The organism is Streptomyces sp. MZ04 (assembly GCF_004684775.1).
Taxonomy (GTDB): domain Bacteria; phylum Actinomycetota; class Actinomycetes; order Streptomycetales; family Streptomycetaceae; genus Streptomyces.
Genome location: NZ_SRIC01000268.1, coordinates 1 through 11,017, shown reverse-complemented (window position 1 = coordinate 11,017; position 11,017 = coordinate 1). Strand labels below are relative to the sequence as shown.

At 70.3% G+C, this 11,017-nt stretch carries 9 protein-coding genes and 4 pseudogenes; 6 read left to right on the top strand and 7 right to left on the bottom strand.

The window, feature by feature from the left end; genetic code table 11:
- A pseudogene (locus tag E2651_RS35025) lies at positions 1–1,835 on the bottom strand (thioredoxin domain-containing protein); the annotation flags it as partial.
- 376 nt (positions 1,836–2,211) lie between these two features.
- On the opposite strand from E2651_RS35025, the gene E2651_RS35020 reads away from it, so the two are divergent.
- The 4 genes from E2651_RS35020 to E2651_RS35005 all read left to right on the top strand — a co-directional run bounded on the left by E2651_RS35020 (position 2,212) and on the right by E2651_RS35005 (position 7,111).
- Entirely contained in the window at positions 2,212–2,424 is a 213-nt protein-coding gene (locus E2651_RS35020; RefSeq protein ID WP_135335291.1) for a hypothetical protein, read from the top strand.
- Between the two features lie 133 nt (positions 2,425–2,557).
- The gene (locus E2651_RS35015) at positions 2,558–2,818 is read left to right on the top strand and encodes a hypothetical protein (RefSeq protein WP_135335290.1); all 261 of its coding nucleotides are present in this window, start codon (positions 2,558–2,560) and stop codon (positions 2,816–2,818) included.
- 152 nt (positions 2,819–2,970) lie between these two features.
- Positions 2,971–6,165: a tetratricopeptide repeat protein gene (locus E2651_RS35010; protein ID WP_135335289.1), complete on the top strand. Its 3,195-nt coding sequence runs from the start codon at positions 2,971–2,973 to the stop codon at positions 6,163–6,165.
- A gap of 379 nt (positions 6,166–6,544) precedes the next feature.
- Positions 6,545–7,111, top strand: a complete 567-nt coding sequence (locus tag E2651_RS35005; protein WP_209446322.1) for a hypothetical protein — start codon at positions 6,545–6,547, stop codon at positions 7,109–7,111.
- 43 nt (positions 7,112–7,154) lie between these two features.
- Here the strand turns inward: E2651_RS35005 and E2651_RS35000 are convergent, their stop codons facing one another.
- Both E2651_RS35000 and mca read right to left on the bottom strand, forming a co-directional pair.
- On the bottom strand, positions 7,155–7,394 hold the full coding sequence (locus E2651_RS35000; protein ID WP_245239427.1) for a hypothetical protein: 240 nt from the start codon (positions 7,392–7,394) through the stop codon (positions 7,155–7,157).
- Positions 7,387–8,268 (bottom strand): mycothiol conjugate amidase Mca, encoded by an 882-nt coding sequence (mca, locus tag E2651_RS34995; RefSeq protein WP_135335288.1) that lies wholly within the window; start codon positions 8,266–8,268, stop codon positions 7,387–7,389. The genes E2651_RS35000 and mca overlap by 8 nt, the downstream gene beginning before the upstream one ends.
- Before the next feature lie 114 nt (positions 8,269–8,382).
- Here mca and E2651_RS34990 point away from each other — a divergent pair, with 114 nt between their 5' ends.
- The gene (locus tag E2651_RS34990) at positions 8,383–8,790 is read left to right on the top strand and encodes a DUF4307 domain-containing protein (RefSeq protein WP_135335287.1); all 408 of its coding nucleotides are present in this window, start codon (positions 8,383–8,385) and stop codon (positions 8,788–8,790) included.
- Positions 8,791–8,987: 197 nt separating this feature from the next.
- Complete coding sequence (gene greA, locus E2651_RS34985) at positions 8,988–9,485, top strand: transcription elongation factor GreA (protein ID WP_135335286.1); 498 nt, start codon at positions 8,988–8,990, stop codon at positions 9,483–9,485.
- A 66-nt stretch (positions 9,486–9,551) separates the two neighbouring features.
- Here the strand turns inward: greA and E2651_RS34980 are convergent.
- The 4 genes and pseudogenes from E2651_RS34980 to E2651_RS34970 form a co-directional block, all read right to left on the bottom strand.
- A pseudogene (locus E2651_RS34980) lies at positions 9,552–10,094 on the bottom strand (ABC transporter permease); the annotation flags it as partial.
- Positions 10,094–10,576, bottom strand: a pseudogene (locus E2651_RS34975) (transcriptional regulator); the annotation flags it as partial. The pseudogenes E2651_RS34980 and E2651_RS34975, both read right to left, overlap by 1 nt.
- Before the next feature lie 21 nt (positions 10,577–10,597).
- Positions 10,598–10,714 carry a helix-turn-helix transcriptional regulator gene (locus E2651_RS46235; protein ID WP_348541687.1) on the bottom strand — a complete coding sequence of 39 codons (117 nt, stop codon included), beginning with the start codon at positions 10,712–10,714 and terminating at the stop codon, positions 10,598–10,600.
- Positions 10,715–10,792: 78 nt separating this feature from the next.
- A pseudogene (locus E2651_RS34970) lies at positions 10,793–11,017 on the bottom strand (hypothetical protein); the annotation flags it as partial.

Genomic DNA, 11,017 nt, shown 5'->3' with positions numbered 1-11,017 from the left:
CCGGCCCCACCACCGCCACCTCCCGGGGCCCATCAAGCGCCGCCTCGGCAACCGCGAGCCCATGCCCGATGAACCGCGGGGCCCGCGGCCCGAGCCCCTTCACGACCCCCAGCGCCCGCTCCGCCGCCACCCGATGCGGCTCCGCCCCGGTCTGCGCCGCATACGACAGCAGCGCACCGGCCGCCGCCGTCCACCCGGACGGCACCGCGTTGTCCGTGGGGTCCTGCGGCCGCCGGATCAGCCGCTCCGCGTCCACCGCCGTGTCGTACAACGACCCCGACTCCGCGTCCACGAACTGGCCGAGGACGTGGTCGAGCAGGAACCCCGAGAACTCGAGCCACACTCCCTCCCCCGTCACCGAGGCCAGAGCCAAAAACCCCTCGGCGACATCCGCGTAGTCCTCCAGGACCCCCGCGTTGGCACCCACACGCCCGTCCTTGGAGGTACGGGACAGCCGCGCGCGGTCGTCCATGTGCACGCGGACCAGCAGGTCCCCGGCCGCCACCGCCGCCGCCACCAGATCCGGCCGCTCGAAGTACGCGCCCACCTCGGCGAGCGCGGCGATCGCGAGCCCGTTCCAGGCGGCGACCACCTTGTCGTCACGGCCGGGCGCGGGCCGCTCACCGCGCGCCGCGAGCAGCCGCTCCCGGATCGACGCGAGCCGCTCCGAGTCCGCGAGCACCCCGTCGTCCTGCGGGAGTTGGAGGACGGACGCCCCCTCCTCGAAGGTCCCTTCCTCCGTCACCCCGAAGTGCACAGCGGCGAGCTCCGCGTCCGCATCGCCGAGCACCTCCCGCAACTGCTCCGGCGTCCACACGTAATACGCGCCCTCGACATGCGCCCCGGTCGCCGGGTCCTCACTGTCCGCGTCGAGCGCCGAGGCGAACCCGCCCTCGTTCGTACGCAGTTCGCGCACCATGAAGTCGGCCGTCTCCAGGGCGACCCGCCGTGCGAGACCCGAACCGGTGGTCCGCCACAGGTGGGCGTAGACCCGGCACAGGAGGGCGTTGTCGTACAGCATCTTCTCGAAGTGGGGGACCACCCACTCGCGGTCCACCGAGTAGCGGGCGAAGCCGCCGCCCAGCTGGTCGTAGATGCCGCCGCGCGCCATCCGCTCGCAGGTGTCGGCGGCCATCTGCAGCGCGCCCTCCGCGCCCGTGCGGGCGTAGTGCCGCAGCAGGAACTCGACGACCATGGACGGCGGGAACTTCGGCGCGCCGCCGAAGCCGCCCCGCGTCGCGTCGTAGTCCCGTGTCAGACCGAGCAGCGCCTGGGCCAGCTCGTCCTCGCCGGGCAGCTCGCCGGCGCCGAACGCCAGCTGACGCTCCGACAGATCCCGCACGATCTTCCCGGCGACCTCGGCGACCTCGTCGCGCCGCTCCGCCCACGCCCGCCGGACCCCGTCGGCGACCTGCTGGAAGGACGGCATGCCGTGCCGCGGCTCGGGCGGGAAGTACGTACCGAAGTAGAAGGGCTCGGCGTCGGGGGTCAGGAAGACCGTCATGGGCCAGCCGCCCTGGCCCGTCGCGGCCTGCACCGCCTCCATATAGACGGCGTCGACGTCGGGCCGCTCCTCGCGGTCGACCTTGATGTTCACGAAGTGCTCGTTCAGGAACGCGGCAGCCTCGGCGTCCTCGAAGGACTCGTGCGCCATGACGTGGCACCAATGAATTACCGGAAGCTAAGTGGCAGGACGCATAGCCCACACTCAAGAGAATGGGCACGTCCCGCCGCTTGGCTTCCGTCATCGCCTCCTCTCCCCATGGCCACCAATCCACCGGATTGTTGGCGTGCTGGAGTAGATAAGGCGACTGGGAGCTAGCCAGTCGGTTCATACCGGCATCGTCGCACGACCGGGACCGTCCAGCCCACCTTCCGAGGCGCGCCCTGCACCACATGGCGGCAATCAACAGGCCCGGATCGGCCGCGATACGGCACAGCAGCGAGGCGGCGGTGAAGACCGAGGTGCCGGCCAGGAAGATCCGCCTACGCGCTCGACAACCTGCGCGCTGGTTCCACACAGCCTCTCAACTGCGCTTGATGACAGGGAAGGTGATGCTCTCAGCCGTGTTGTCGCCCCCAGGGGCAGTGCCCGGAGGTCCAACAGCCGGTGCCTTTGGGGCGGCACTAGTTTGATTTTTCGGCTCCCGCCCCACCGGGGGTGCGGGGGATGTTCCGTGGAGAATCAGGTGAAGACAACACGCTCCGTCGGTGTCGCTGTTGCCGCTCTCGCTGTTGTGGCGGGAAGACGCTGAAGTACTCCGGTCCGGGCAGCATGCCGCTGCGGAACGGCTGCTGAAGGGTGAGACCTTCCGGGCCGGCTACAAGCAACTCCCCAAGAGCGTCAAGGTCAGGAACACCGCAACGGCGGCAGCAGCAGGCGATACGGTCGCCTACCGGGGGTCCTACCTGGCGCTCCGGTAGGCGATCCGGTATCGCATCGGGAATCGACTGATGGGGCCTTCCTCCTCCAGGTGGCCGACATTGCTCTGATGATGCGAGCGAGCGGGCTGAAGTCGATTTCATGCCTTTGGCGGTGTCCCCGCCGTGGACGCACATGGCGTGGCTGGTGCAGGAGCTGGGAATACAGCTCAGTTTCTTCCGTGAGCACGGTGCGCGTCTGGTGGAGATTGACGCGCCCTCGACGGCATGGGCGGATGTGGTCGTTGAGCACGCCGGGAAGCGGTGGCGTGTGCGGGTGCGTCTGGAGAGGCGGGATGAGCCGATCGAGTATCCGGGGATGAACCTGGCGGAGATGTTCGGCGAGGGCCGTCATCTGGCGCTTGCCGAGGACGGTGTCATCCACGGTGCTCTTTGACTCCCCTCCCCACGCGGGCCCCCGATCCGGGGACTGGCCCACGTGATCCCCCCTGTGATCCCGTACGTGATCCGCCGACTCCCTCGCGTCAGGCGGCCGTACGCAGGACACTTGTGGCTCCAGGCGACTATTGCTCTCGGAGGGGGACCCATATGCGGGACAGCCATCGGGCCGAAGCCGAGCGGCTGTTGGTACGGGCGGTGGAGGAAGAGGTGCGGCGCTCCGGCGGACGTACCGACGGGGCCGTGCTGCTCTCGCGGGCCCGCGGCGCGCTCGATGCCATGGAGGTGACCGCGGCCGAGGAGTACGCCGCGTTCACGCAGGCCGTCGACGAGGCGGCAGCCGGGCAGCTCTCCTTCGGGCAGCGTTACGCCAAGGAGGGGGCCGGAACTCCCCTGCTGGTGGCGGTGGTTGCCGCCGTGGGGGCCTGTGTGGCGGACCTCGCGCTCGGCACCGGCGCCTCCACCGCGCTCGGCGCGGGCGCCGCCGTCGCCGTCGTCGGCGCGGCGACGACCGTCCTGAAGGTGACCGCCGCCCATGTGCCGGCGGCCAGCCGCCGTGCCGGGGCGATCAACCAGCCGGGCGGGCCCGAGCAGCTGCGGCTGCAGTGGCTGACGGCTCTCGAGGTGCGGGGCATCCGGCCCTTCCTCGACCAGCAGCGGGTGCTCCAGGCCTCGTCCGGCAAGCAGCAGGCGGCGCCCCGGCTTCGGGGCACGGACAAGAGCGCGGCGGCCCGGCGGCGTACGGCTCTTGAGCAGTCGTTCGGCCAACTTCCGGAGCTGGACGGGCCGTTCACGGGGCGGCGGGCCGAGCTCGCGCGGGTCGCGCAGTGGGTGCAGGCGGCGCGCGCCAGCACCGAGACCCGGCCGACCGTGGTCGTGCTGCACGGTGCGCCCGGCTCCGGGCGTTCCTCGCTCGCGGTGCGGGCCGCGCACGATCTGCGGGATCAGTTCCGCGGTGCCTGCGTAGTGGACCTGCGGGGCGAAAGCTCACAGGCGCTGTCCACGCGCGAAGCGCTGCTGCATCTGCTGAATCGATTGGGCGCCCCACGCGAGCAGTTGCTCTTCCGGGAGCGTTCCTCCCAGGAGCAGCAGGTCAGGCGGCTGAGCGAGCTCTACCACCAGTACTTGACCGGGCTCGCCGTCACGGTCGTACTCGATGACGCGAGCGACATCGAGCAGGTGCGCACGCTCGTGCCCGAGCGCTCCGACAGCCTCGTCCTCGTCACCGCCCGCAAGCCTCTGGAACTGCCCGCCGATCTGCCCGCCTGGGTGCACCAGCTGCCGGTGGAGCCGCTGGACCCGGCGGGCGCGGAGGATCTGCTGCGCGAGGCCGCCGAGGACTCATCCGGCCCGTATGACGCCGAATCCGCCGACGCGGTGAGGGAGTTGTGCGGTGGGCTGCCGCTCGCCCTGCGCATCGCCGGGTCCTCGATCGGATCGCGTACGCCGCGTCAGCTGGCCGCCGATCTCTCCGCGTACGGCCCCGTCGAGCCGGTCGAGCGCGTCCTGTGGCTGCGCTACACCGACCAGTCCGAGCCCGCCCGCCGCTTGCTGCGAAGGCTCGCGCTGGCCGGGCGCGCCTCCCTGGGTGCGGCAGCCGCGGCCGCCCTGCTCGGCGCCGACGAGCAGGAAGCCACCCGCCAGCTGGCCGCGCTGTCGCGTGCGGGCCTCGTCGACCATGTGCGCGGCAGCCGCTACCGCCTGCACGATCTCGTACGGGCCTTCGCGCTCGCCCGCCTCATCGACGAGGAGGAGCCCGGCGAGCGCACGGCCGCGCAGGAACGTCTCATCGTCAGCTACAGCGAGCTGGCGGGGTCGGTGATCCGCCTGGTCGACGGCAAGATGTCGACGCGGGCAGGACAGTTCGACGGGCACGGCTTCGCGTCCCTCGACGCCGCCCTGCGCTGGCTGGACGACGAGTCGAGCTTCATCACCGCTGCCCTGCGGCACGCGGAGGGCGTCAACCAGGAGGCGGTGCTCAACCTCCTGGGCGCCCTGTGCGACTACTGCCTGCTGCGCGGCGACCTCTACCGCCTGGGCGAGATCAGCGAGCTCACGCAGGCCGTCGACCAGGGTCTTCTCGTACGGAGCGTGCGGTGGCGCACCGGCATCGCGTCCCGGCAGCTCGGCGAGCTCGACCAGGCGCGCACCACCCTGACGTCGGTGGTCGACCTGTACATGGAGGCCCACCAGGACGCGGGCGCCGCCCTCGCCCTGTGCTCCCTCGGCATCACGCTGCACCACCAGGGCCAGCTGACGGACGCGGCGGCGCGGCTGCGCGAGGCACTTGACCTGCAGGGCGCGGACGAGCTGGCGGGCGACCGCGCCTGGACGATGCACGCGCTCGCGGCGGTCGAGCGTGACCGCGCCAACCTCACCGAGGCGCTGAGCCTCCTGGAGTCCTCGCTCGCCCTGCACCGCGAGAACGACTCCCTGCACGGCGAGGCGTGGGCACACTTCCAGCTGGGCCAGCTGTGCCTGCGCATGGGCGACGTGCCGCGCGCGGAGGAGCAGCTGCGGAGCGCCCTCGATCTGTACGGGCGTACCCGCGACGGCCGCGGCGAGGCCTGGGCCCTGACGCAGCTGGCGCGGGCCCGTCTGGTGGACGGCGACGCGTCGGCCGCCGTCGACGGCCTGCGCCAGGCGGTCTCCCGGCACCGCGACAACGAGGACGCGCGCGGCGAGGCCTGGAGCGCGTACTACCTGGGGCAGGCCCTGGAGGAGGCGGGCAGTCTCGACCAGGCGGTACGCGAACTCGAACGCTCCCGGACGATGTTCTCCCGGATGCGGGACGTGTACGGACTGGCGTGCGCGCGCCACCACTCCGCGCGCGTGACCCGCGACCAGCGCGCCGCCCAGACGGGCTCGCTGCGCAACTCCGGCTTCGCCCGCCAGCTCCTGGTGGACGCCCGCGCCGACTTCCAGCGGATCGGCGTCGCGCACGGCGAGGCGTGGACCTGCCTGGAGCTCGCGGTGGTCGACGCGGGCAACGCGCGGGGACAGCAGGCGCTCGCGCTGTGCGACGAGGCGGCGGCGCTCTTCACCTCGTACGGAGACCGCAGGGGCGAGGACTGGGCCCGCTTCCTGCGCTGCACCCTGCTGCCGTACGCGTCACCCGGCGGCTGGGAGATCGGCACGGCGGTCGCCCAGGAGGAACTCAGCCAGCTGTCCCGCGCGGGCCACCCCACGCGCGACGGCAAGCTGGACGACTACCTGGAGGCGTTCGCACTCCTCCTGGAGCGCGGCGCCGACCTGGAGTCGGGGTGGCAGGCGTGGCGGCTCGGGATGGTGCCGAACCGGCATGCGCGGGAAGTGATGGGGGTAGCGGTGACTGCGGCGCAATAGGGGCGGCAGGGGCTGCTTCGCGGTGAGTGGACGGCTTGGGTCGGCGGCTTGGGGCGGCGGCTTGGGGCGGCGGCTCGGGGCGACGGCTCAGGGCGACGGCTCAGGGCGGCGGCTCGGCTCGGCGGCTCGGCTCGGCGGCTCGGGGCGACGGCTCGGGGCGACGGCTCGGGGCGACGGCTCGGGGCGACGGCTCGGGGCGGCGGCTCGGCTCGGCGGCTCAGGGCGACGGCCCAGGGCGACGGCCCAGGGCGACGGCTTGGCTCGGCCAGCGGCTACCGCCGCATCCGGGACCGTGCTCACGCCATGAGCACCCGGGGGCACGCGGCGCGCGTCATCGGGCAGCTGCTCGGGTATCTCGACGACCGGCGCGCCGATCCTCGTGCCGCGCCGGTCCTCGCCGGTCGCGGCGGTCCTCGCCGGTCGCGGCGGGCAGTATCTGCACCTGGTCGGGCACTCGTTCGGCTGCCGTCTGCTGTGCGAGGCCGTGCAGTGGGCGGCCGGGGAGCAGGACCTCACCCTCGGCTGGAGCACGCCGCGTCCGCCGGGGCGGCCCTTCACCGTCGATTCGATGCTGCTGCTGCAGATGGCCGCTCCGCGCGACGCCTTCGCCGCGACGTTCACCGCGCTCGGCGGTGCGCCCCTGCGCGGCCCGGTCGTGGCGACGTACTCGCAAGCCGACCGGGCCACCGGGTTCTGGCATCTGCGGGCCGAGAAGCGGGCGGGCATCGGGTACGCGGGGATCGGCACCGCGCCCTCCCCGGTGTCCGGCATCCGCATGCTGGACCCGGACAAGGCGTATCCGCACAGTGCCCTCGACCACCGCTTCGTCAGCGTCGACGCGAGCAACGTCTACATACACGGAAACGGGCCGGCGGGCGCGCACTCCGACCATCTGCGCCCGGAGTCCGCGCACCTGCTCCTGTCCCTGGCCGACCACTCCCGCTGACTGCGGGCCGGGGCGGTGCGGGACGCCGCTGCTCGCTTGCCCGCTACTTCTGCGGTTCCGGGGCCACACCCGTCTCGGCGGATACAGCCGATGCGTCGGACGGTTCCTTGAAGTCCACCTTCCGCATGTGCTTGTTCATGGACTTCATCAGACCCCAGACGGCGAGAGCCATCACCGCGAAGACGATGAAGCCGAGAACACCCGGAGTCACCTTGTCATCGTCGACCTCTTTGGCGAGAGGGACGAGATGCGTCATTGCCAGATGTGCGTTCACGCTAGGCATTGTCGCGGATGCCCGCAAAGAGGTCGTCCTCGGGGAGGGATGTATCGACGAGCGACTTCGCCAGCTCGTACTCCTCCGTGGGCCAGACCTCCTTCTGGAGGTCCATCGGCACCCGGAACCAGCCGCCGTCGGGGTCGATCTGCGTGGCGTGCGCGATCAGCGCCTTGTCGCGGATCTCATAGAAGTCGGCGCACGGAACGTGCGTGGTCAGCGTCCGCTCGACCCGCTCGAACTCGTCCCACCGCTTCAGCCAGTCCCCGTACGGCGACTCCATGCCGCGGTCGAGCATCGCCTGGTGCAGCGCCTCGGTCCGCGGCCGGTTGAAGCCCTGGTTGTAGTAGAGCTTCCGCGGCTGGAAGACCGGCCCGAACTCGCTCTCCGGGTACTTCTCGGGGTCCGCCGCCCCTTCGAACGCCACCATCGTGATCTTGTGGGTCATGATGTGGTCGGGGTGCGGGTATCCGCCGTTCTCGTCGTACGTCGTGATGACCTGCGGACGGAAGGAGCGGATCTGCCGGACCAGCTCGCCGGCGGCCTTGTCGACGTCCTCCAGGGCGAAGCAGCCGTCGGGCAGCGGCGGCAGCGGGTCGCCCTCGGGAAGCCCCGAGTCGACGAAGCCGAGCCACTCCTGCTTGACGCCGAGAATCTCGCGCGCCTCGTCCATCTCCTTCTTGCGTACCTCGTGGATGTGCTCCTGGATGTAGGTGTCCCCCTGGAGCTTGGGGTTGAGGATGTCACCGCGCTCCCCACCCGTGCAGGTCACGACGAGCACGTCCACCCCCTCGGACACGTACTTGGCCATGGTGGCCGCGCCCTTCGACGACTCGTCGTCGGGGTGGGCGTGAACGGCCATCAGTCGCAGCTGCTCAGTCAAGACTCGATCCTCAGTGATCCGGCGCCCTGGTCAATTCGGCGCAATGGGCGGCTTCTATAGTGACGGAACCGGGGGGCGGAAAATTCCGGCAGCCCCTATTCCTGGAGGAAGATCATGGCGGCGGCGAGCACGAAGCTCCCCGAGGGCCGATACGGCCGCTCGCGCACGGCGGACGAACGTGCCGACCGCAAGCTCATGATCGTGGGCTCCGTCCTCGGCGTGATCCTGCTCGGCGTCGTCGGCTGGTTCGGCTACGACTACATCAACGGTACGAAGGTCAGTGCCGAGGTCATCAAGTTCGACGTCGTCTCGGACAAGGCCGTCGAGGCACATCTGGAAGTACGTAAGGACGCCGGCGCCCGGGGCTACTGCACCCTGCGCTCGCAGGCCGAGTCCGGCGCCGAGGTGGGCCGCGCCGACTTCCGCTTCGACCAGCAGAAGGGCCGTATCGACAAGGTCGTCACGCTGCGTACGACCGAGAAGGCGACCAGTGTCGAGCTGCTCGGCTGTCACTCGGACTGACACGGACTGACGTCTACAGCCTGACATCCACGGCCTGACATCTTTACCGCGCTCACCTGCGTTGACGTATTTCTGATGGCTTATGTCCTCCCCCTCGCGCGCCTGAATTGTTAGGCTCGTGGTTTCGCCCACCCGTGAGGGAACATCCTTCTGGGTAGGGCGATGCTTTGTATTCCCAGTACCTACGAGGAGCACCTGTGACCCAGACCAGCGAGAACGTCACCTGGCTGACCCAGGAGGCGTACAACCAGCTCAGGGCCGAGCTGGAGTACCTGTCTGGTCCTGCGCGCACCGAGATCGCGGCCAAGATCGCGGCGGCGCGTGAGGAGGGCGACCTGCGCGAGAACGGCGGGTACCACGCGGCCAAGGAGGAGCAGGGCAAGCAGGAGCTCCGCGTCCGCCAGCTGACGCAGCTCCTCGAGCAGGCGAAGGTCGGTGAGGCGCCGGCCGCCGACGGCATGGTGGCGCCCGGCATGGTCGTCACGATCGCTTTCGACGGCGACGAGGACGACACCCTGAACTTCCTGCTCGCCTCGCGTGAGTACGCGAGCTCCGACATCGAGACGTACTCGCCGCAGTCCCCGCTGGGCAGCGGCGTGAACGGCAAGAAGATCGGCGAGGACGCGTCGTACGAACTGCCGAACGGCAAGCTCGCCTCGGTGAAGATCCTCGAGGCGAAGCCGTACCAGGCCTGAGGCCGCCTTCGGCGATACGGAAGGCCCCCGGCACCGAGCGTGCCCGGGGCCTTTCGCGTACGCGGGCTAGGCGGTGGCCGAGCGGTACTTGCGGACCGCGAGGGTCCGGAAGAGCACGATGATCAGGATCGAGTAGATCACCGAGGCCCAGACGGCGTGCTGCATGGGCCAGGCCGGGGAGTCCGAGACGCCGGGGTTGCCGAAGAGCTGGCGGCAGGCCTGGACGGTGGCGCTGAAGGGGTTCCAGTCGGCGACGTGCCGCAGCCACGGCGTCATGTTGCTGGAGTCCACGAACGCGTTCGAGATGAACGTGACCGGGAAGAGCCAGATCAGCCCGCCGGACGTCGCGGCCTCCGGGGTGCGCACGGAGAGCCCGATCAGCGCGCCGACCCAGGTGAAGGCGTACCCGAGCAGGAGCAGCAGGCCGAAGGCGCCGAGCGCCTTCCAGATCCCCTCGTGGATGCGCCAGCCGACGAGGAGCGCCACGATCGCGAGGACGAGCAGCGTCAGCGCCGTCTGCACGAGGTCGGCGATGGTCCTTCCGGTGAGGACGGCGCCGCGCGCCATGGGCAGCGACCGGAAGCGGTCGATGAGGCCCTTGTGCATGTCACGGAGTTACTGACCATGGGCGCAAGCAACGGATCAGAGGACTGCTCTGCGGCATTCATCGCCCGCTCAAGCGCGCTCAGTGCAAGATCCGTCTTGCCCAGGCGGATTGCCAGATGTCCGGCCAGCTGAAGAGCCTTGCCCAACGCGGCTTGTCCGGCCGCCTTCTCGTCTCCCCTGCCGACAGCGGCGGCAAAGCGCGCGTCGTTGATGATGGCGGGCAGCACATCCATGAGACGGCCGAACTCCGCATCGTGGTACAGCGTCCACGCGTCGGCGATCTCACGCCGAAGCAGTGCGGCAGTCAGCCGTTCAGGTCCATTGGGCACCGGTGGCGGAGCGAACAGCGGCGGCATGATCGCGCGCCGTACGGCCACCAGTTGGGGCGGGTCAACCTCACCCGTTGACGGCACTCCCGGCGGGTCCCCGAGCAGAGACGTCAACTCGACACCGAGACCCTGAGCCAACGCATGCAGGGTTGGCAGCCGAGCACTGTGCTTACGCTTCTACTCAAGCCGCTTGATCACGTCGGAGGACACGCCGGACTTCTCCGCCAGCCCCTCTTGCGTGAGGTCGGCGAGTCGGCGTAGACGAACCAGCCGGTCTCCCAGGTGCTCAGCCATGGCATCGAGGGTACGGCGAGGAGTACACGCCCGTCCTCGATCCTGCGGGCTAGTCGCCCCTAGATGGTTGATGTGCTTTTACGTGCTGGTCAGCCGGGTCGGGTGGTCGTAGTGGATCAGTGAACGCTTCTTTTCGGTGCTGCAGGCCCAGTTGTGCCAGATCGCCGCGTTGAGGACCAGGAGCCTCTGCAGGACCCTGGCCCACAGCCCGGAGAGCACCCGGCCGCCGTGGACCTCCAGCCCGAGCTGGCCCTTGAGCGTCCAGTTCACCGACTCGATGCGCTGGCGGAGCCAGTACGGGAA